Genomic DNA, 20,178 nt, shown 5'->3' on the forward strand with positions numbered 1-20,178 from the left:
AACTGTCTGGCCGTATCTCTGGTACTCGTAGCTCTGGTACTGCACGCCGGCACAGCCTACGCTCAGGGAACTCCGATTGTCGGGTTCGAAGATACTGGCATAGACGTCAACGCGACCAACTGGGTCCGCGACGAGGACAGGGGCGAGATGGTTCCCGCCCCGCCAGGCTACGTCAGTAACGACCCGAATCAGTATGCTGCCTTTCCCCAGTGCCAAGTGGATGATGGCAACTTAGCGATAGATTGCTTGGCGAAGCAACGCGTATGTCCGCCCAGAGCGGATGGCAAGCTCGGTGTTCCAGTAATCTGGAAAGTCGCACCTCGGTCTATTGCAAATCCCACTTGGACGCAATGGGAAGGAAACGGCGGCGGCCCTACATGCCTTTATGACAGGAACCCTGAGGACTTGCTGCCTAGGATTGCCGCCTTAATCCAACGAGCATTCGACAATTTGCCCGTTGCGCCGGGAACGTTGACCGCGCAACCGAGCCCGCACACTCTCCGTGGTGCCGAAACCAACTTCTACGCCAAGGCCGTGGAGCAGTCCTTCGACATCACCATCCTGGCCCAGAAAATTCACATCATCGCCAAACCGGTCCAGTACCGCTGGGACTATGGCGACGGGACATCGCTTGGTCCGACCATCACAATGGGCGGCCCGCTGCCGCAGGATCGCTGGGGCGAGAAGACCCGGACTAGCCATGCCTACGCCGCGACCGGTGACTTCAACGTCGTTCTGACAACGTATTTCCAGGGAACCTATTCCGTGAACGGTGGGCCCGATCTACCCATCCCCAACCAGGGTCAGTTCAGCTCGCCGCCCCAGAGCGTGAGTGTTTGGCGCTCGGTAACACGCAATTATGCCGACGATTGCATCGCCAACCCACGTGGCGAGGGCTGCCCAGGCGCTGCGCGGGCCAACCGGTAGACTGCGCCACGCCGGATCCACGCCCTGCTGACCCGTAGAGTGCCAGGCGTGCGTTCTACGCCCGCAGCTCTCGATCCATCCGTGCCATCTTGGCCCGCACCAACTGGAAGCGGGGATCATCTGTCCCGGCAATTTGCTCAACCGCGGCGGCAGCGGAGGGATCCTCCGCGCCCATGTCTGTGGAGCACCACCGCAGGATCATTTCGGCTTCGCCACTTGCACGCACGGAGGCACCCACGGCCTCGTTGAGCTCATCGCGCATGAGCTCGATGGCGAAGTTGGCCGAACGGGTCAGGAGCTTCGCCGGATACGCAGCGAGGGCTTCGGTCACGCGTCCCGCCCGCAAGTGGGCAGTCACCATAGACGCGTCGGTCTTCACCTGCACTCCAGCGGCGAAGCGGTAGGGATTGGGTTCCACGACGTTCCCGAGCAGCCCCCGAATTCGGTGCATCTCCGTCCGGACTGATGCGGCGGCGCCGTCCTCGCCATATATCTCGTACGCCAGTTCCTCCGCGCTCCAACCACTGGACCGGGAAGCGAGCATCGCCAGGATTTCGGCGCGGCGCAGCGTCAGCGCAAGCGGCACGCCGCCGTCGACCTCTGCCGCGGGCTTGTCACCGAGTATGCGGAGGGTCAAAGTACTGCCTAATCCGCTTCTGGTGTTTGCGGCAGGACGGGCCGGTGCCCGCCCTGCCGCCGCGCCGACAGCCGGCGTTGCCGCCGACTTGAGCAGTTCCTCGGCCAGCCGGACACCGCACCGCACCATCCGCAGGCTGTCTGGCGTCATGGATTGGATAGGTCCGGAGACATCGAGGATGCCCAGGACCTCGCCCGTGAACGGATCCCGGATAGGGGCAGCGGTGCAGGCCCAGTCATGGTGGGTACGAACGAGGTGCTCCGCCGAGAACAACTGCGCGGCGTTGCCGGTGAACAAGGCCTCGCTGATGGCGTTGGTCCCCACACCGGACTCGGACCAGTCGGCGCCCTCCACGAACTCCAAAGAATCGGCCTGGCGCAGAGCACGACGGCTGCCGATCCGCCAGAGAACCTCGCCGAGGTGGTCCGTGACGATGAGCAGATGTCGGCCATCCGTAGTCTCGTCGGCAAGCAATTGGGACAGAGCCGGCATGACAACTGCCAGGCGGTGTTCGGCGCCGAGTAGCCGGGCTTCGCTGACGTCGTGGCGGTGGACCGGCCGGTGCCGGTCGGGATCGATCCCCAATGCCAGCGACCGCTGCCACGAGGTCACGAGTGACGGGGCTATGTTCGGGTCGGGGCGTCCGGAAATCGTGGCTTCGTGGGCATGTCGCAGGGCCCGGGCGTACTCGAGGGGAGACGTGAAGCGGAGATCGCGTGCTTGGGCGGCAGCATCAGGCGTCGGCATACGTGTCCTCCAACTCGTCATTGAATGGTGCCCATGGCCGCCCACCAGAGGACGAAAGCATGCAACCCGATTGTAACCCCCGGCGGCTTTTACTTGTGATGCGGGTCACGGAGGTGCGCAGGGGGTCGCGGCCCCGGCAGCAGCAACGTGGCGCCCGGCCATATGGCCGGGTCATCAAAGGAAAGAGGAAATCATGCCCGAGACACCAAACGGCATCGTCGCCGGATGGCTGGAGCAGTTCGACGAAGCGCTGCGCAGGAAGGACACCGCAGCGGCGCTTGAGCTGTTCGACGAGGAATCATACTGGCGCGACTTCGTGTCCTTCACCTGGAACCTCAAGACCATGGAAGGCAAGGACAGCATCGGGCGCATGCTCGAGGCGACCCTTGACGACGTGGGGCCGCACAACTGGGCGCTCGCAGAGGACGCCACCGGTGATGCCGCCGGCGCCGAAGCCTGGGTAACGTTCGAGACTGCCCAGGCCCGGGGCTATGCCCACGTGCGCCTGCGCAACGGCAAATGCTGGACGTTGCTCACCACCATGCAGGAACTCAAGGGATTCGAGGAGAAAAAGGGCCCCCACCGTGAGCAGGGCGTGGCCCACCGCATCGAGAAGGGCCGAAAGTCCTGGCTTGAACTCAAGGAGGAGCAGGCCGCCAAGCTTGGTTACGAGGAGCAGCCCTACACCGTGATCATCGGCGGCGGCCAGGGCGGCATCGGACTTGGCGCACGGCTTCGCCGGCTCGGCGTTCCCACCATCATCATCGAGAAGAATGCGCGGCCGGGTGACTCCTGGCGGAACCGCTACAAGTCCCTGCACCTGCACGATCCCGTCTGGTACGACCACCTGCCCTACATGAAGTTCCCGGACGACTGGCCCGTCTTCGCCGCCAAGGACAAGATCGGCGACTGGCTGGAGCACTACACGCGGATTATGGAGCTCAACTACTGGTCCAGCACCGAATGCACCAACGCACGCTGGGACGAGGACACCCGCGAGTGGGAAGTCAGTGTGGTCCGCGACGGCGAACCGGTCACCCTGCGCCCCAAGCAACTTGTCTTCGCTCTGGGCGTTTCCGGCTACCCCAACGTTCCCAATTTCGACGGCGCCGAGACGTTCCTGGGGGAGCAGTACCACTCGTCCAAGCATCCGGGCGGCGGGGACTGGACGGGCAAGAAAGCCGTGGTGATCGGGTCCAACAACTCAGCCCACGACATCTGCGCCGACCTCTGGGAGCACGGCGCCGACGTCACCATGGTCCAGCGCTCCTCCACGCACATCGCCCGCAGCGAGTCGCTCATGGACCTGGCACTCGGCGACCTTTACTCCGAGAGGGCCCTGGCCAACGGCGTCACGACCGAGAAAGCGGACCTGCTGTTCGCTTCGCTGCCGTACCGGATCCTCCCGGACGCACAGATTCCGGTCTACCAGGAGATGGCCCGGCGCGACGCTGACTTCTACTCCCGGCTCGAGGCTGCGGGGTTCGACCTGGACTTCGGCGTGGACGGTTCAGGGCTCTTCCTGAAGTACCTGCGGCGCGGTTCCGGCTACTACATCGACGTAGGCGCCTCGCAGCTGATCATCGACGGCAGGGTAAAACTTGCCAACGGCGAGGTCGGCAAAATCACGGGCAACGCCGTCGTCCTGGCTAACGGCGCCGAGCTCGAAGCCGACGTCATCATCTACGCCACCGGCTACGGCTCGATGAATGGCTGGCTCGCCGATCTGGTCTCACCCGAGGTGGCGGACGCGGTTGGCAAGTGCTGGGGGTTCGGCTCGGACACGCCCAAGGATCCTGGCCCGTGGGAAGGGGAACTGCGCAACATGTGGAAGCCCACGAATGTGGAGAACCTCTGGATTCACGGCGGAAACCTCCACCAGAGCAGGCACTACTCCACGTACCTGGCGCTGCAGCTCAAGGCCAGGATGGAAGGCCTTCCCACTCCGGTGTACGAACTGCAGCGCTCCCACCACACGCGCTGAAAGGGGCACGCACATGAAAGCTGCACGGTTCCACGCCCTGGAGGACCTCATCGACAAGGGGTTCGACACCCTGATCAACCACAACGACACCGCCGTCAAGATCATCGTTCACCCTTAGGGGTTGGGTCCGAGACAACGGAAAGTCCGACGCCGGCACCCAACCCGGGTGCCGCCGTCGGACTTTTCTGATGGCTGGGGAAGTGAACTGCGCCACACCCGGAATAGTTGCACACGCGCTTCAGTTACATCTGGTGAACCTGATGCATTCTGAAAGGAACTCCGCATGCTGTTTTCCCCGCTGACACTCGGCGAGCACGAACTTTCCAACCGGCTCGTCATGGCACCCCTGACCCGGCTTCGCAATGGCAGGGAGGGCGTACCCGGCCCGCTCGTGGTGGAGCACTACCGCCAGCGCGCGTCGCTCGGCCTGATCGTCAGCGAGGGAACCTATCCCGCCCCGGCCGGCCGCTCCTACCCCGGACAGCCCGGGCTGGTGACACCCGAGCAGATTGCCGGCTGGAAGAAGGTCACCGACGCTGTCCACGCCGAGGGCGGCCGTATCTTCGCCCAGATCATGCACGGCGGACGCGTCTCGCACGAGGACATCAACGGCGGTCACCGCGTCGTCGCGCCCAGCGCGGTCGCCGTCGAAGGTGAAACGCGAACGTACAACGGCAAGCAGCCGCACCCCGTCCCGCACGAGCTTTCCATCGACGAGCTGCCCATCGTCCGCGAGGAAATCGTCACGGCGTCGCGCAACGCCATTGAGGCAGGGTTCGACGGCGTTGAGCTGCACTCCGCCAACGGTTACCTTCTCCACGAGTTCCTGGCGCCGAACACGAACGTCCGCGCCGACAGCTATGGCGGTTCGCCCGAAAACCGCGCCCGCTTTGTCATTGAGACGGTGAACGCCGTCGTGGAGGCCGTGGGTGCCAGCCGTGTCGGCATCCGGATCTCGCCCGAGCACAACGTCCAGGGCATCGACGAGACCGATGCCGCCGATGTCCGGGCAACCTACGAGGTGCTGGTCAACTCCATCGCACCGCTGGACCTGGCCTACCTGAGCATCCTCCACGCCGACCCGACCGGCGACCTGGTCCAGGACCTGCGGTCACGTTTCAATGGCACGTTCCTGGTCAACACCGGCTTCGGCGTCATCACCACCCGCGAGGAGGCTCTGGCGCTCGTTGCCGACGGGCATGCTGACGCCGTCGTGGTGGGCCGGCCCGCCATCGCCAACCCGGACCTCGCCCGCCGCTGGCGTGAGGGACTACCGCTGAACGAACCGGACCAGTCCACGTTCTACGGCGAGGGCGCGAAGGGCTACACCGACTACCCGGTGTACCAGCCGGCCTAGCCCTCGTGCGGCTCCTAGCAGCCGTATAAGACCAACGGAACCGTCCCTTTCGGGGCGGTTTCATTGGTTTAAGCGGCAACTTTCTTGAGTGAATCTTGACCTTTTGCGGCATGGATAACTGAGCGGGCCCCTGCATTGTTCTGTGCAGGGGAAAAACATTCAGCACAAAGAACCCGAGGGGTCTCACCATGAAGAACAGCGCACTGATCAAGGGAACCGCTGCCATCGCCGTTGGCGCCGCACTGCTGCTGGGCGGCGGCGGAACCCTGGCCTCCTGGAACGCCTCCGACACCCAAGCCCCCGGCACCATCGTCGCCGGCGATCTGAACGTCACCGCCGCCACCGGCGTGTGGAAGGACGGCTCCGGCAACGCCGTGGATATCTCCTCCTACAGGGTTGTGCCGGGCGACACGCTTACTTACACCCAGGTCCTCACCGTGGCCCTGTCGGGCGACAAAATGGCCGCAAACATCACGGCCACCGGCACAGGCGCAAACAACGGGTTCACCCCCGCGAACGTGACCGTCAGTGCGCCCGTACTGACTGCCGGCACCCCCAGCGCGGTTGTAACCAATCCGCTGACAACGTCGAAGACGGTCACCGCGACCATCACCTTCGCATTCAAGTCCGCTACCACCACCGGCCGCACGGACGTCGGCGCGAACTACAACTTCGGCAACGTCGCCTTCACCCTGCAGCAGATCACCCAGCCCGGCCTGTCATAAGCCGCTTCCGGCCGCCGCTCAGGGCGGCCGGAAGTTCACTTCAGCAATCGAATGAGGGTCAGGAGGAGCCATGGGCATCCCGCGCCACCTGCGGGCCGCGGCACTGGTCGCCGCGGCAATGCTCATGGGCCTCCTGACCGTCCAAGGGAGTTATGCACTATGGGCAGTTGCAGCCTCCGCGACACCTGGAACAGCAACCGCTGCATCCTTCGACGTCAGTCTCACCGGAACGCCTACGGGCCAGGTCACCAACATGACATTGCCCGGGGGGCAAGCGGCAATCATTTCGCTCAATCCATCCACGGCGCTGACGCCGGGAAACGCCGTCTACTCCAGCGTTTCTGCCATCAATAATTCCGACGCCGGCGGCCAGTTCAACATCAGCGTCACCGCGGGCGCACCGGTAGTCAGCAACGTGGCGGGTGGCGCTTTGGCGACTTACGTCACCGTCGCCGCCAGGACCGCGGCTACCGCCGGCACTTGCGGCACCACAAACTACCTCGCTATCCCCGCCGGGGGCCTGACATCCGTCGCGGTCCCAAAGGGAACCAGCGCAACACTCTGTTTTGAGGTCAGGCTCGCCTCCAACGCTCCGGCCACCGTGAAAGGACAATCCGTGACCATCACGATTCCCCTCACTGCGACGCAGCTCTGCGGGGTGCCCAGTGGCTGCGCCTAGTATTCTTCCGACGGCGGACGCGGCTGCTGTCCGTCCGGCTGGCGGTGCGGTCCGCCGGCCTCTCCGGTGGCTCGCGGCGACGGGCAGAACGGTAAGTTTCGTGCTGCTGATGGCCGCGGTGTTCGCGGCCCTCGTACTCATCATCTTCCCGAAGGTCACGGGCTCCCAGACCTACGCGGTGCTGACGAACTCGATGGCACCGAAGTACTCGCCGGGCACCTACCTGGTGGTCAAGCCCACTGCTTTCAGCGAACTGAAGGCCGGAGATGTCATCACCTTCCAGTTGGAGTCAGGCAAGCCCGCGGTGGAGTCTCACCGCATCATTGGCTTTGGAACCACGCAAACGGGGGAGAAAACCCTCATCACCAAGGGCGACAACAACGACATCAACGACCCCAATCCCGTCCGCGAGCTGCAGGTGAAGGGCAAGCTCTTCTACGCTGTCCCGTATGTCGGCTACGTCGCCAATGCACTCGGGAACTCCGACCGTGGCCTCTGGGTGACGGTCGGCGCTGCATGCCTCATCGCGTACGGTGCCGTGCTCATCATCCGGAACTTCCGCAGCCGGCGCCGGGAAGCAGGGGCGGCGGCATGAATACCCCCGACGTCGTCCGGGCCAGGGTCCCCGGCGCCATGTTGGCACTCTTCGCCCTTGTGCTGACGGTGCTGCTGGGCATCGGCGGCACGGCCGCCGTCGCGCTTTGGCAACAGTCGGCGACGGCGACCATGTCGGTTACGGCTGCTGCGAACTGGGGCCCGCCGACAATAACCTTGGCCTGCACCCCCAGCGCCAACGAAAAGACGGCGACTCTGACCGCAACGTCCGCTCAGACGCCCACCCTCCTCACGCTTGCCCGCCAGGTCAACGGCACCTACGGCCCTCCCGCCATTGAGTATCCCGCCGACCCCAACGCGCAGACGTTCACGCTGACCGAGAACTCGCCCATCGTCGTTGCCAACGCCGGTGCCAACCCCATGACAGTCCGCGTGACCGCTACATTCTCGGACGGTCAGAAGGCGACCGCAGAATGGATCTTGGGCATCGCAAACGGCGGCAAGGTCAAGTGCGCGCCGTAACGTCAGCCTGAACGTGCAGGCCTTCCCTGAGGCGTCCCTATAGGATCTGAACATGCAAAAAGCGTCCAACGGCACCCGCTCCGGCAGCCGGCCCGAGGATCCGACCGGGCGCAAGGGAGGCCGGACTGTCAGCCGCCAAGTCCTGGCCGACCATGTCTACGAGGAGCTGCTGGCCTCGCTCATGGACGGCAGGCTGGAGCCCGGGGCCGCCGTCAGCATTGACGGGACTGCCCGCGAGTTGGACGTTTCCCCGACGCCCGTCCGCGAGGCACTGGCACGCCTGGAGCACACCGGCATGGTCCGCAGGGTTGCGCTCAAGGGCTACCGCGTTGCCCCGGTGTTCACGCGGGAGGACTTTGCGGATCTCATGGAGGCCCGCCTCGCGATCGAGCCCGTCAACGCCCGCCTCGCGTGCTCACGCCTGAACCCGCACCGCCTCGCCGAGCTTGAGCAGACAGTCCAGGACCTGAAATCCGCGCCGCGCGGCCCGTCCTTTGCCGAGTACAAGGACTACCTCGAGGCCGACGAGCGCTTCCACCAGTTGATTGCCCAGCAGACGGACAACCAGTTCCTGGTTGGCGCCTACGCCGCACTTGGCGGACAGGTCCAGCGGTTCCGGCTTTTCGGGGGAGTGGGAATCACTGACGCCGAGAATGCCATCGCCGAGCACCAGGCCGTCCTGGATGCGCTGTCCAGCGGTGACCCGGAGAGGGCTGGGGCAGCCATGGCAGCCCACATCCAGAAGGTCCGCGAACGCGCCATGGCGGACGCCCCGGAGGAGTAACCTCCTCGGGTTAGCGCCCGTAAATCCCGAAGTAAGTAGCACTACAGGGCGTTCCCAGCGCTGGGAACGCCCTGTGGTGCTACCCAGTTGGGGGAGGCGTAGCGTGGAGGGTGCAACGACTCGTTATCTCAGGCGTGGCGCCTCGGGGGTGAGGCACTTCACATGCGGACGTCACCCCTATAGGATCTTCGATGGCCGGCAATCGCGGCTAGCCAGCCGAGGGAATGTGACCTTGACAACTCTTACCAGATAGTAAATCCTATAGGAAACAGGATTCCACGAGGGAGTGAACACCATGGCTTACACCGCCGACAACTGGCCTATCACCGCGGCACTGCTGCAGTTCCCGGGCGTCGACGCCCAGGGAACCCACATCAACGACGCTGACGCCTCCGCCTGGGCTGACGTCTTCACCGAGGTCAAGGAAGCCGGCTTCGCCAACGCCGACCTCACGGACAGCTGGGTCCGTCCCGGCGACCTCAGCAAGGAGCGCCTCGCCGAGTTCAAGCAGACGGCCGACAGCGTCGGCATCGGCATCCCGGTCATCTCCGCCATCCGCCAGAGCGTGATCGAGGAGGGCAAATGGGAGGACAACCTGGCCTACAGCCACCGCACGATCGACGCCGCCGCGGAACTCGGCTGCGAAGTTGTCTCTTTCGGCCTGCACCAGGCCATCACCCCGGAACAGCAGAAGCAGCTCTGGTTCTGGACCGTCGAAGGTCACAAGGACCCGGTGGGCGACAAGGAAGCCTGGAACAACGCCGTCACGCGGTTCCAGGAACTTGGCCGGCACGCGGCAGAAGTGGGCGTCCTGCTCTCGCTTGAGATGTACGAGGACACTTACATCGGCACCGCGGACTCCTCCGTGCAGTTCGTCCAGGACATCGGCCTGTCCAACGTCGGCCTCAACCCGGACCTGGGCAACCTGATCCGTCTGCACCGGCCCATCGAGGACTGGCGGGAAATGGTTGCCAAAACCCTGCCGTACTCCAACTACTGGCACATGAAGAACTACATCCGTGACGAGGACGTGGCCCGCGACATGTACGTTGCCATGCCCGCTCCCATGGAAAGCGGCCTCATCAACTACCGCGAGGCCTTCAAAGTGGCGCTCTCCGTTGGCTTCCAGGGCATTCTGTGCACCGAGCACTACGGCGGCGACGGCCTCTCCGTGACGGCCACCAACCAGGACTACCTGCGCCGCCACGTGCTGCCCAAGAAGGACGGCTATGCCCTCGGCCAGAGCCAGGTGGCACAGGGGCGGCAGCAGCCGGCCGCCGTCGCCCGCTAGAGACGCTGCGGCGCAGGAAACCCACCACAACTGATCAAACAACCCGGATTCAATGAGGAACCATGACCCAGATCTTCGACAATCCCGCTGATTTCGCAGACGAGGCACTGGACGGCTTCGTGGCCGCCAACCGCGGGTACGTTGCCCGTGTTGACGGCGGCGTTGTCCGTTCCACCGAGATCCCCGCCGGCCAGGTGGCCCTCGTGGTGGGCGGCGGCTCCGGACACTACCCGGCCTTCGCCGGCCTGGTGGGACCGGGCCTGGCCGCCGGCTCCGCGTGCGGCAACATGTTCGCCTCGCCAGCGGCCGGTCAGGTCTACCGTGTGGCCAAGGCAGCCAATGCCGGTGGCGGGGTGCTGCTGAGCTATGGCAACTACGCCGGCGACGTACTGCACTTCGGCCAGGCGCAGCTCCGTCTCAACGCCGAGGGCATCGAGACGCGCACCGTGCTGGTGACGGACGACATCGCCAGCGCCCCGCTGGACCAGATCGAGAAGCGCCGCGGCATCGCCGGCGACCTGACGGTCTTCAAGATCGCTGGCGCCGCGGCAGAGGCGGGCCTGAGCCTGGACGAGGTGGAGCGCCTCGCCATCAAGACGAACCACCGCACGCGGTCGCTGGGCGTCGCCTTCGACGGCTGCACCCTTCCAGGCGCATCGGAGCCGCTGTTCCACGTCCCGGCCGGGCAGATGTCGCTGGGCCTGGGCATCCACGGCGAACCGGGTATCTCCGAACACCCCATGCCCACCGCCTCCGAACTTGCCGAGCTCCTGGTCTCCCGGCTTCTCGAGGACAAGCCGGATGACGCCGGCGACCGGGTCGTTGCCATAGTCAACGGCCTGGGCACCGTCAAGTACGACGAGCTCTTCCTCCTCTTCGGCAAGGTCGAAAAGCTCCTCAACGCCGCCAGCCTGACCGTTGTTGAGCCGGAATGCGGCGAACTCGTCACCAGCCTGGACATGTCCGGGCTCTCCCTCACCCTGCTGTGGCTCGACGACGAACTCGAGCAGTTCTGGGCCGCGCCGGCCGACACCCCTGCGTACCGCAAGGGCAACACCGCACCCCGCACCCGCCGTGAACTCACCGCCACCGATGAAGCAGCGGAAGCGGACACTGAACAGGCAACCGCGGCGTCCGCAAACCTGGGCCGGCTGGCAGCTGCCGTCCTCGCCCAGGTGCAGGCCGTCGTCGTCGAACATGAAGCGGAACTTGGCGACCTGGACGCAATTGCCGGCGACGGCGACCACGGCATCGGCATGCGCCGCGGCGTAGATGCGGCCGCTGCGGCCGGCGAGCAGAACGCTGCGGCCGGAGCCTCGGTGGAACGCGTGCTCACCGCCGCAGGCGAGGCCTGGAGCGAACGCGCCGGCGGAACCTCCGGTGCGCTATGGGGGACGGCCGTGATGGCCGCCGGCCTCGCACTGGGCAACCGCGATTCGTACGCAGCCGCTGACGCAACGGCTGCCGTGACCGCCTTCAGCAACGCCATCACCGACCTCGGCAAGGCAGAGCCGGGGGACAAGACCATGGTGGACGCCCTCCTGCCCTTCCGGGACGCGTTCAAGGAAGCGTTCGACGGCGGGACCTCCCTCGGCGGTGCCCTCACCGCCGCTGCCGCCGCGGCCACCGAAGCGGCGCGGCAGACAGCGGACCTGCGTCCCCTCAAGGGCCGCGCCCGGCCGCTGGCTGAAAAGAGCCTCGGCCACCCGGACCCCGGCGCAGTCTCGTTCGGGCTGATTGCCGAGCGCGTGGCCGCCTACCTCGCATCTGAACCGGCCGATTCCACACCGGCCGCGTCCCACATGGCCTCGACGGCCGGAAACGGAGAAACGGAATGAGCAACACAGAAGGCTGGCGCATTGTCATCGGCAACGACGAGGCCGGTGTCGAATACAAGGAAGCACTGAAGGCCCTGCTGGAGGCGGATCCGCGCGTTGCCTCCGTCGTGGACATCGGCGTCGCGGCCAACGACTCCACCGCCTACCCGCACCTGGCCGTGGCCGCTGCCCGCAAGGTGGCCGAAGGCGAAGCGGACCGGGCACTCCTGATCTGCGGCACCGGCCTCGGCGTGGCCATCGCCGCCAACAAGGTTCCCGGCATCCGGGCCGTCACCGCGCACGACAGCTACTCCGTGGAACGCTCCGTCCTGAGCAACAACGCCCAGGTCCTCACCATGGGCCAGCGCGTCATCGGGCTGGAACTCGCCAAGAAGCTCGTGGGCGAATGGCTGGAACACCGCTTCGATGAAAACTCCTCCTCCGCCGCCAAGGTGGACGCCATCTGCTCGTACGAACCCGACTACACGAAGGCTGACTGAACATGACCGAAACCCCTAACAGCTCACGCAAGTTCGCCGTCGTCGGATCCGGCTACATGGGCGGCGGCATCGCCCAGGTCCTCGCCCTCGGCGGGGCGCGGGTTGCCCTCGCGGACGTGTCCGCCGAGGTGGCGCAGAAGAACTACGAGCGGCTGCTCACCGAGTCCGACCAGTTCGTTGCCGACGGGCTCTTTCCGGAGGGCTCCACCGAGATCCTGAAGCAGAACCTCTGGGCCGCGAAGGACATCGAGGAAGCCGTGGCCGACGCCGACTTCATCGAGGAAGCCGTGCCCGAGATCATCGCCATCAAGCACGAGACGCTGGCCCGTATCAGTGCTGCCGCCCGGCCGGACGCCATCATCGGCTCCAACACCTCCACGATCTCCATCGCGGAACTCTCCCAGCCGGTCGCCAACCCGGAGCGCTTCCTGGGCGTGCACTTCTCCAACCCGTCGCCGTTCATCCCCGGCGTGGAGATCATCCCGCACGAGGGCACGTCCACCGAGACGGTTGGCGCCGTCCGCGACCTGGTCCACTCCGCCAACAAGGAGACGGCCGTGGTCAAGGACGTCACCGGCTTCGTGCTGAACCGCCTCCAGTACGCGCTCTTCCACGAAGCAGCGCAGCTGGTGGAGCAGGGCATCGCGACGGCGGAGGACGTGGACACGCTGGTCCGCACCACCTTCGGCTTCCGGCTGCCGTTCTTCGGCCCCTTCGCCATCGCCGACATGGCGGGCCTGGACGTCTACAACTTCTGCTACAAGTCGCTGCAGACCGACTTCCCGGAGCGGTTCGCCACACCGAAGATCCTCACGGACCTCGTGGAGGCAGGCAAGCTCGGCACTAAGACCGGCGCAGGGTTCCTGAATGTGCCTGCCGAGCGGACGCCCGAGCTGATCGCCTACCGCAACAAGGCGTACGTCGCCATGCAGAAGCTCATCGAGGAACTCGGCCCGGCCCCGATCAACTAATTGGCCGACTAACTAACCACTTCTCCACCGGCACCACAGCGGTTGGGCGCTGCCTCCGGGCAGCTGCCCTGCTGTTGTGCTGCCCATTTCACCTGCGCTGGGGCGGGCTGCCACCGTGCAGAAACCGGTCCAGCAAACGACTTAGGAGCACCTTCATGAGCACTTTTCCGTCCGAGCGCACGGCCATCGTCACCGGAGCGGTCTCGGAGCGCGGTATCGGCCGGGCCACCGCCAACTACCTGGCAGAACAGGGCTGGAACATCGGCATCATCGACCTGGATGACGCCCTTTGCCAGGCCACGGCCAAGGAGATCGCCAGCCAGTACGGCGTGAAGGCCCACGGTGTGGGGGCGAACGTCGCGGACGAGGCATCGGTCCGCGCCGCGATTGATTCCATCGAGGCGGAGTTGCCCCAGATCGTGGCCCTCGCCAACGTTGCCGGTGTCAGCTCGCCGGTCCCGTACCTGGAACTCGACGCCGCCGAGTGGGACCGGGTGCTCAACATCAACCTCAACGGCGTCCACTACGCCACCCGCCGCGTCGCCGAATCCATGGCGAAGAACCGGATTGGCCGCATCGTGAACATCTCCTCCGTCTCCGCCCAACGCGGCGGCGGGACGTTCTCCAAGACCCCGTACTCCGTGGCGAAGGCCGGCGTGATCGGCCTGACCCGCGCTACCGCCCGCGAATTGGGGGAGTACGACATCACTGTCAACGCCATCTCTCCCGGCCCCATTGACACCGACATCATGGGCGGCACCCTCAGCCAGGAACGCAAGGACGAACTGGTCAGGGACCTCGTGGTCAACCGGGTTGGTTCCACGCGCGACATTGCGGCAGCCATCGCCTTCCTCATCAGCGAGGACGCCGGATACATCTCCGGCCAGACGCTGAATGTGGATGGCGGCCTCTACATGCACTAGGAAGGACCGATCATGCCCCAGCGCACCCAAACCGCCCGGCGCACCCTAACCGCCCAGGCCCAAGCCGCCCAGGTTCAGGCCCGGGGCGCGTGGACCAGGGAACGCAAGATCTACCTTGCCATCGGCGTCCTCGCCAGCCTGGCGGGCGTTCTGCTCATCGCCTTTTCGCTCTGAGTTTTCGCTGTAAACACCTGATTTGCTCACTTTTACTCAAAGAGGAGTTTGAATGACTGTCACCAAACCATCCACCACGAAGGAGCTGCTGGACTCGCCGATCCTCAAGTCGGCCATCTCCAAGGCATCCTTCCGGCTCATGCCGATGCTCGTCATCCTGTACGTCGTGGCCTTCCTGGACCGCACCAACGTGGGCTTCGCCGAGGCCGCACTCGAAGCGGACAAGGGCATCAGCGCGGGCGCCTATGCGCTTGGCGCCGGGATCTTCTTCATCGGCTACGCCCTGTTCGAAATTCCCAGCAACCTGCTCCTGACCAGGTTCGGCGCCAAGGTGTGGCTGGCACGCATCGCCGTCACCTGGGGCATCGTGTCTGCCTGCTTCGCCTTCGTGCAGGACGAGACCTCCTTCGTGATCCTGCGCTTCCTGCTGGGCGTGACCGAGGCCGGGCTCTTCCCGGGCGTCATCATGTTCCTGGCCGCGTGGTTCCCGAACAAGGTCCGCGTCAAGATGTTCGCCATCTTCTACCTGGCCCAGCCGTTCTCCCAGATGATGGGGGCCCCGCTGTCCGGCTGGCTGATCAACATCGGCGACCAGGTTCCCGGTGTCCAGGGCTGGCAGGTCATGTTCTTCGTCGAGGGCATGCTCGCCGTCCTCGCCGGCATCGCCGCCTTCTTCTTCCTGATCAACAGCCCGCAGGACGCCAAGTTCCTCAACAAGGATGAGAAGAAGGCCCTGCAGGACGTCATGGCCCTTGAGGACACGGTCAAGGAAGAATCCGGCCCGCGAGGTGTCCTGGCAGCGATGAAGAACGGCCGCGTCTGGTACTTCACCATCATCTACTTCTGCCTCCAGATCGCCGTGTACGGCGTGACCTTCTACCTGCCCCAGCAGGTGGCCCAGCTGACCGGCCAGAAGGTTGGCCTCGCCGTCGGACTTATGGCCGCCATTCCGTGGTTCTTCGGCATCTTCGCCTGCTACTTCATCGGCAAGGCTGCCAACACCGTGATCCGCCGCCGCGTCTGGGGCACGGGGCTGTTCACCTCCACCGGCCTGTGCATCTTCGGCTCCGCCTGGGCCGGCGCCAACCACCTCCCGGCGCTGGGCATCGTGTTCATCACCCTCGCGGTGTGCAGCTTCCTCTCCATCGGTCCCATCGCCTGGTCGTATCCGACGGCGTTCCTCACCGGAACTGCCGCCGCGGCCGGCATCGGGCTCATCAACTCGCTGGGCAACCTGGGCGGCTTCGTGGCCCCGATCCTGCGCACCACCGTCAACCAGGTCACCGCCTCGGACACCGGAACCATGGGCGTCTACGCGCTCGGTGTGCTGCCGTTCCTCGCCGCGGTCATGATGATCGGCACGCGGAAGTTCAAGAACAAGGCCGACGACCTGCTCGAAACCAGCGCCACAGGTAAGGCAGGCACTGCCCAGGATCAGGCACTGCTGGAAAAGTAGTCAGCAGCAACACCACCGCAGTAACCAGCAAAGGCAGGAACCCCGTGACCCAGCTCAGCCAGGCCATCAAAGACCCCGGAACGATTTTTGTCGGTGTCAGCACCAAGATGTACCTGGGTTACCGGGACAGCCTGCGCTGGCTGGATGAACTGCGCCAACAGGTGGACGCCCGCCCGGCCCTCGCGGCCGGGCGGGTGGTCCCGTTCGTGATTCCCTCCTTCCCGATGCTTCCCGCTGCAGGGGAGATCGTTGCCGGATCGCCATTGGTCCTGGGCGCCCAGAACTGCGGCTGGGCCGACGGCCCGTGGACCGGCGAGCTGTCGCCGTCGCTGCTTGCCGAGCTGGGCGTCGGACTGGTCGAAATAGGGCACGCCGAACGGCGGCGGCACTTCGGCGAGGACGACGCCATGATCGCGCTCAAGGTCAAGGCGGCCGCCGGCGCCGGCGTCACCCCGCTGCTGTGCGTGGGGGAGGAGTCGCGCGGCGCCGAGACCACGTCACGTGACGGAGCAGCCGACGCCGACAGTACCTCGGGCGCGGAAGGCGCCGCCCGCTTCGTCTACGGACAGATCGAGGCCGCGGTCGGCGGCGACTGGAACCTGGCCGCCCGGCTGGCCATCGCCTATGAACCCGTCTGGGCCATCGGCGCAACCGAGCCTGCCAGCGCTAAGTACGTGTCCGCCGTCGTACGCATTTTGCGGGAATTGCTCGGTGCCCACGCGCTGCAGGACCTGCCCGTCATCTACGGCGGCTCCGCGAAACCCGGCCTGCTGCCCACATTGAACGGTGTGTCGGGTCTGTTCCTCGGACGGTTTGCACACGACGCCGCCAACTTCGGAAAAGTACTGGACGAGGCACTGTCACTGCCGGGCGTGGCCCGAAGCTAGGCGGCGGCACTAAGCCTGCACTAGAGGAACGCCTCGCGGCCGGTCCCCTCGCTGAGCACCAGCTCGCCGTCCTCAATGGACACAAGGAGGCTCCGCGGCCTGCCGTGGAGCTTCATTTCTGCACTGAGATTGCGGCTGGTGACTTCAACCCCCACCGTTGCGCCTTTTGCGGGCAGTTCAACGGAGACTTCCTCGGCCATGCCCAACAGAGCCCGGGTAGTGACATCGCGGTCGTACCGGGCCTCCTTGCCGTTGACCGTGATTGCGACCTCATCGTCGTTGAAGCCGTCCTGGAGAATGATGAGCAATTCCTGCATGATGCGCCGCCTAAGTCGAAGACCCCCGCTGCATAAGGTCACTACACCACTTAAGGGCGGTTGTGGGTAGTGCGGTTTGGTTGCCCCTTAAACACTTGAACGCCGCGGATCCGCGCGCGTAGGGCAAAATGTTCTGGTGACCCAACAGCCGCAGCACCCCGCCACGCCCACGCCCAGACCCGCCTCCGCCGCCGGGACAAGGCCGAAGGACACCGCCGCATCCGGGCCGGCCCGCGGCCACGGCACGGACGACGTTGCCGCCCACATTGCGGAACAGATCGCCGCTGAACTCGGCGTGAAGGCATGGCAGGTCAAGGCGGCCGTGGAACTGCTCGACGGCGGGTCAACGGTTCCCTTTATTGCCCGCTACCGCAAGGAAGCCACCGGGACGCTCGACGACGGCCAGCTCCGCGAGCTCGACGAACGCCTGCGCTACCTCAGGGAATTGGAGGACCGCCGTCGTACTGTCCTGGAAGCGATTGCCGCGCAGGGGAAGCTGACCCCGGAACTGCAGGCCGCCGTCGTGGCTGCCGATACGAAGTCCCGGCTCGAGGACATCTACCTGCCCTTCAAATCCAAGCGGCGCACCAAGGCGCAGATCGCACGCGAGGCCGGGCTGGAACCGCTCGCCGACGTGCTGCTCAAGCGTCCCGACCTCGATCCCGGGCGCGAGGCCGCCAAGTACCTGAACGCGGAGCACGCCGTCGACGACGCGGCTGCGGCGCTCGCCGGCGCCCGGGCCATCATCGTGGAGCGTGTGGCCCAGGATCCGGACCTTGCCGAGAACCTGCGCGAGCGGCTGTGGACGCAGGGCCGGATGGTGTCCCGGGTGAAGAAGGGCATGGAATCCGAGGGGCAGAAGTTCGCGGATTACTTCGATTTTTCCCAGGCGCCGTCGGGAATGCCGTCGCACCGCGTGCTGGCGCTCCTGCGCGGTGAGAAGGACGGCGTGCTCGAGCTGGACCTCGCCGAGGCGGACCCGGCCGACGACGACGCCCTCGCCGCCGCGCGCACCCGGTACGAATCCGCCGTGGCCCGGTTCCTCGGGGTTGCCGACCGCGGCCGGCCCGCCGACTCGTGGCTGCTGCAGACCGCGCAGGTGGCCTGGCGCTCCCGGGTGCTGGCGCGGCTGACGGCCGACCTGCGGGGACGGATGTTCGCCGCCGCGGAGGACGAGGCCGTGCGCGTTTTCGCCGCCAACCTCCGCGACGTGCTGCTGGCGGCGCCCGCCGGAAACCGCTCCACCCTGGGCCTCGACCCCGGCCTGCGGACCGGCGTGAAGGTGGCGGTGGTCGACGGGACCGGCAAGGTGGTGGCCACGGACACCGTCTACCCGCACGCGCCGGCCCGCAAGTGGGACGAAGCCCTGGCGACGCTGACCCGGCTGGCGCGGCAGCACGCCGTCGAACTCGTGGCCATCGGCAACGGAACGGCGTCGCGCGAAACGGACAAGCTCGCGGCTGAACTGATCAAGCAGCTCTCCGCAGCTGCCGGCTCCGGGGCTGGTGCGGCCTCTGGTGCGGCGCCGCAGAAGCTGGTGGTGTCCGAGGCCGGCGCGTCGGTATATTCGGCGTCCGCCCTTGCCGCCGCCGAACTCCCTGGCATGGACGTCTCCCTGCGCGGTGCGGTGTCCATCGCCCGCCGGTTGCAGGACCCGCTGGCCGAGCTGGTGAAGATCGATCCGAAATCGATCGGCGTGGGGCAGTACCAGCACGATGTCACGGCCGCGAAACTGGACCGCAGCCTGGATGCCGTGGTGGAGGACTGCGTGAACGCCGTGGGTGTGGATGTAAACACGGCGTCGCCGGCGCTGCTGAGCCGGGTGGCCGGCGTCGGGCCGCTGCTGAGCGAGAACATTGTGGCGTACCGCAACGAGCACGGGCCGTTCGCCAAGCGCAGCGAGCTGAAGAAGGTGCCGAGGCTGGGTGCCAAGGCGTTCGAACAGTGTGCCGGGTTCCTGCGGATCACCGGGGGAGCGGAACCGCTGGATGCGTCGAGCGTGCACCCCGAAGCGTACTCGGTGGCCCGGAAGATCCTGACGGCGGCCGGCGCCTCTCGCGGGTTCGGTGCCCCCGGAAGCGGTCTTGCGCCGCTGGCAGATGCCGGGCGGCTGAACCCTGCTGAATATGTGGACGGCACCTTCGGGCTCCCCACGGTGCGCGACATCATCGCCGAGCTCGAAAAGCCGGGACGTGACCCGCGTCCGGCGTTCAAGGCGGCAGCGTTCTCCGAGGGCATCGAGAAGATCTCCGACCTCAGGCCCGGCATGGTCCTGGAAGGAACCGTCACCAACGTGGCCGCCTTCGGCGCGTTCGTGGATGTCGGGGTTCACCAGGATGGGCTGGTCCACGTGTCTGCGCTCGCGAACCGGTTCGTCGCTGATCCCCGCGAGGTGGTCAAGTCCGGACAGGTGGTCCGGGTGAAGGTGCTTGAGGCCGACCCGGAAAGGAAGCGGATCTCGCTCACGCTGAGGCTCGACGACGAACCCGCCGCTTCCGGCGACCGGTCCGGCGATCGGTCCGCCGGGGGACGCTCGCCTGGGGGACGCGGCGGCGACCGGGACCGGGAAGGCGGCCGCGCCGTCGGCCGCCCGGCAGGTGGCAACCGGGAAGGCGGCCGCGAGTCCGGTGGCCGGGAAGGCGGCCGCGAGTCCGCTGGCCGGGAAGGTGGCCGCAACCAGACGGGTGCTTCAGGTCAATCTGGTGGAAAGCCCGGGACGCGGCAGGGCGGCGGTTCGGGCCGGCCTGCGGCAGACGACAGCGCCAGGCGACAGCCGAAGCAGTCAGGCCAGCGGCCAGCTCCAGCGGATACGGCCATGGCCGAAGCACTAAGGCGGGCTGGCCTGGGCAAGTAGGCCCCGGCGCCGCCGGAGCGTGTCGCGGGCGCCGTATCCCGGACCGTCCGGAAGCCGGTGACTACAGTAGC

General features: G+C 66.1%; 19 protein-coding genes. 17 read left to right on the top strand and 2 right to left on the bottom strand.

Annotated elements, in window-relative coordinates:
• Positions 1–471 precede the first annotated feature (471 nt).
• Positions 472–927 carry a PKD domain-containing protein gene (locus ACFRAU_RS03795; RefSeq protein WP_377998866.1) on the top strand — a complete coding sequence of 152 codons (456 nt, stop codon included), beginning with the start codon at positions 472–474 and terminating at the stop codon, positions 925–927.
• Between the two features lie 55 nt (positions 928–982).
• On the opposite strand, the gene ACFRAU_RS03800 is transcribed toward ACFRAU_RS03795, so the two are convergent.
• On the bottom strand, positions 983–2,311 hold the full coding sequence (locus ACFRAU_RS03800) for a GAF domain-containing protein (RefSeq protein WP_377998867.1): 1,329 nt from the start codon (positions 2,309–2,311) through the stop codon (positions 983–985).
• A gap of 193 nt (positions 2,312–2,504) precedes the next feature.
• On the opposite strand from ACFRAU_RS03800, the gene ACFRAU_RS03805 reads away from it, so the two are divergent.
• The 15 genes from ACFRAU_RS03805 to ACFRAU_RS03875 all read left to right on the top strand — a co-directional run bounded on the left by ACFRAU_RS03805 (position 2,505) and on the right by ACFRAU_RS03875 (position 16,936).
• A complete protein-coding gene (locus ACFRAU_RS03805; RefSeq protein ID WP_377998868.1) occupies positions 2,505–4,295 on the top strand; it encodes an NAD(P)-binding domain-containing protein in 1,791 nt (596 codons plus the stop codon).
• A gap of 283 nt (positions 4,296–4,578) precedes the next feature.
• A complete protein-coding gene (locus tag ACFRAU_RS03810; protein WP_377996668.1) occupies positions 4,579–5,652 on the top strand; it encodes an alkene reductase in 1,074 nt (357 codons plus the stop codon).
• A 188-nt stretch (positions 5,653–5,840) separates the two neighbouring features.
• Entirely contained in the window at positions 5,841–6,377 is a 537-nt protein-coding gene (locus ACFRAU_RS03815) for an alternate-type signal peptide domain-containing protein (protein WP_377998869.1), read from the top strand.
• Positions 6,378–6,447: 70 nt separating this feature from the next.
• Positions 6,448–7,056, top strand: a complete 609-nt coding sequence (locus tag ACFRAU_RS03820; protein ID WP_377998870.1) for a hypothetical protein — start codon at positions 6,448–6,450, stop codon at positions 7,054–7,056.
• Positions 7,057–7,156: 100 nt separating this feature from the next.
• A complete protein-coding gene (locus ACFRAU_RS03825) occupies positions 7,157–7,651 on the top strand; it encodes a signal peptidase I (RefSeq protein WP_377996665.1) in 495 nt (164 codons plus the stop codon).
• Entirely contained in the window at positions 7,648–8,133 is a 486-nt protein-coding gene (locus ACFRAU_RS03830; RefSeq protein ID WP_377998871.1) for a hypothetical protein, read from the top strand. Before ACFRAU_RS03825 ends, ACFRAU_RS03830 begins: the two co-directional genes overlap by 4 nt.
• Before the next feature lie 52 nt (positions 8,134–8,185).
• The gene (locus tag ACFRAU_RS03835; RefSeq protein ID WP_377998872.1) at positions 8,186–8,917 is read left to right on the top strand and encodes a GntR family transcriptional regulator; all 732 of its coding nucleotides are present in this window, start codon (positions 8,186–8,188) and stop codon (positions 8,915–8,917) included.
• 295 nt (positions 8,918–9,212) lie between these two features.
• Positions 9,213–10,208, top strand: a complete 996-nt coding sequence (locus ACFRAU_RS03840) for a sugar phosphate isomerase/epimerase family protein (RefSeq protein ID WP_377998873.1) — start codon at positions 9,213–9,215, stop codon at positions 10,206–10,208.
• A 62-nt stretch (positions 10,209–10,270) separates the two neighbouring features.
• Positions 10,271–12,046, top strand: a complete 1,776-nt coding sequence (gene dhaL / locus ACFRAU_RS03845) for a dihydroxyacetone kinase subunit DhaL (RefSeq protein WP_377998874.1) — start codon at positions 10,271–10,273, stop codon at positions 12,044–12,046.
• Complete coding sequence (locus ACFRAU_RS03850; protein WP_377996660.1) at positions 12,043–12,525, top strand: ribose-5-phosphate isomerase; 483 nt, start codon at positions 12,043–12,045, stop codon at positions 12,523–12,525. Before dhaL ends, ACFRAU_RS03850 begins: the two co-directional genes overlap by 4 nt.
• Positions 12,526–12,527: 2 nt before the next feature.
• Positions 12,528–13,496 (top strand): 3-hydroxyacyl-CoA dehydrogenase family protein, encoded by a 969-nt coding sequence (locus ACFRAU_RS03855; protein ID WP_377998875.1) that lies wholly within the window; start codon positions 12,528–12,530, stop codon positions 13,494–13,496.
• 155 nt (positions 13,497–13,651) lie between these two features.
• Complete coding sequence (locus ACFRAU_RS03860; RefSeq protein WP_377998876.1) at positions 13,652–14,419, top strand: SDR family NAD(P)-dependent oxidoreductase; 768 nt, start codon at positions 13,652–13,654, stop codon at positions 14,417–14,419.
• 12 nt (positions 14,420–14,431) lie between these two features.
• On the top strand, positions 14,432–14,593 hold the full coding sequence (locus ACFRAU_RS03865; RefSeq protein WP_377998877.1) for a hypothetical protein: 162 nt from the start codon (positions 14,432–14,434) through the stop codon (positions 14,591–14,593).
• A gap of 52 nt (positions 14,594–14,645) precedes the next feature.
• Positions 14,646–16,049: an MFS transporter gene (locus tag ACFRAU_RS03870; protein WP_377998878.1), complete on the top strand. Its 1,404-nt coding sequence runs from the start codon at positions 14,646–14,648 to the stop codon at positions 16,047–16,049.
• 44 nt (positions 16,050–16,093) lie between these two features.
• Positions 16,094–16,936, top strand: coding sequence for a triose-phosphate isomerase family protein (locus ACFRAU_RS03875; protein WP_377998879.1), 843 nt, complete (start codon positions 16,094–16,096; stop codon positions 16,934–16,936).
• A 20-nt stretch (positions 16,937–16,956) separates the two neighbouring features.
• Here ACFRAU_RS03875 and ACFRAU_RS03880 read toward each other — a convergent pair whose 3' ends face one another.
• Positions 16,957–17,253: a hypothetical protein gene (locus tag ACFRAU_RS03880; RefSeq protein ID WP_377996654.1), complete on the bottom strand. Its 297-nt coding sequence runs from the start codon at positions 17,251–17,253 to the stop codon at positions 16,957–16,959.
• A gap of 136 nt (positions 17,254–17,389) precedes the next feature.
• Here ACFRAU_RS03880 and ACFRAU_RS03885 point away from each other — a divergent pair, with 136 nt between their 5' ends.
• On the top strand, positions 17,390–20,107 hold the full coding sequence (locus ACFRAU_RS03885) for a Tex family protein (RefSeq protein WP_377998880.1): 2,718 nt from the start codon (positions 17,390–17,392) through the stop codon (positions 20,105–20,107).
• The last annotated feature ends 71 nt before the right edge of the window (positions 20,108–20,178 follow it).

Origin of the sequence: Arthrobacter sp. NPDC056691 (assembly GCF_042791415.1) — a bacterium.
Classification (GTDB): domain Bacteria; phylum Actinomycetota; class Actinomycetes; order Actinomycetales; family Micrococcaceae; genus Arthrobacter.

Excerpts from the sequence above, each read along its gene's own strand:
- ACFRAU_RS03800 (WP_377998867.1), bottom strand. The coding sequence starts at position 2,311 with ATGCCGACGCCTGATGCTGCCGCCCAAGCACGCGATCTCCGCTTCACG.
- ACFRAU_RS03805 (WP_377998868.1), top strand. The coding sequence starts at position 2,505 with ATGCCCGAGACACCAAACGGCATCGTCGCCGGATGGCTGGAGCAGTTC.
- ACFRAU_RS03810 (WP_377996668.1), top strand. The coding sequence starts at position 4,579 with ATGCTGTTTTCCCCGCTGACACTCGGCGAGCACGAACTTTCCAACCGG.
- ACFRAU_RS03815 (WP_377998869.1), top strand. The coding sequence starts at position 5,841 with ATGAAGAACAGCGCACTGATCAAGGGAACCGCTGCCATCGCCGTTGGC.
- ACFRAU_RS03820 (WP_377998870.1), top strand. The coding sequence starts at position 6,448 with ATGGGCATCCCGCGCCACCTGCGGGCCGCGGCACTGGTCGCCGCGGCA.
- ACFRAU_RS03830 (WP_377998871.1), top strand. The coding sequence starts at position 7,648 with ATGAATACCCCCGACGTCGTCCGGGCCAGGGTCCCCGGCGCCATGTTG.
- ACFRAU_RS03835 (WP_377998872.1), top strand. The coding sequence starts at position 8,186 with ATGCAAAAAGCGTCCAACGGCACCCGCTCCGGCAGCCGGCCCGAGGAT.
- ACFRAU_RS03840 (WP_377998873.1), top strand. The coding sequence starts at position 9,213 with ATGGCTTACACCGCCGACAACTGGCCTATCACCGCGGCACTGCTGCAG.
- dhaL (WP_377998874.1), top strand. The coding sequence starts at position 10,271 with ATGACCCAGATCTTCGACAATCCCGCTGATTTCGCAGACGAGGCACTG.
- ACFRAU_RS03850 (WP_377996660.1), top strand. The coding sequence starts at position 12,043 with ATGAGCAACACAGAAGGCTGGCGCATTGTCATCGGCAACGACGAGGCC.
- ACFRAU_RS03855 (WP_377998875.1), top strand. The coding sequence starts at position 12,528 with ATGACCGAAACCCCTAACAGCTCACGCAAGTTCGCCGTCGTCGGATCC.
- ACFRAU_RS03860 (WP_377998876.1), top strand. The coding sequence starts at position 13,652 with ATGAGCACTTTTCCGTCCGAGCGCACGGCCATCGTCACCGGAGCGGTC.
- ACFRAU_RS03865 (WP_377998877.1), top strand. The coding sequence starts at position 14,432 with ATGCCCCAGCGCACCCAAACCGCCCGGCGCACCCTAACCGCCCAGGCC.
- ACFRAU_RS03870 (WP_377998878.1), top strand. The coding sequence starts at position 14,646 with ATGACTGTCACCAAACCATCCACCACGAAGGAGCTGCTGGACTCGCCG.
- ACFRAU_RS03880 (WP_377996654.1), bottom strand. The coding sequence starts at position 17,253 with ATGCAGGAATTGCTCATCATTCTCCAGGACGGCTTCAACGACGATGAG.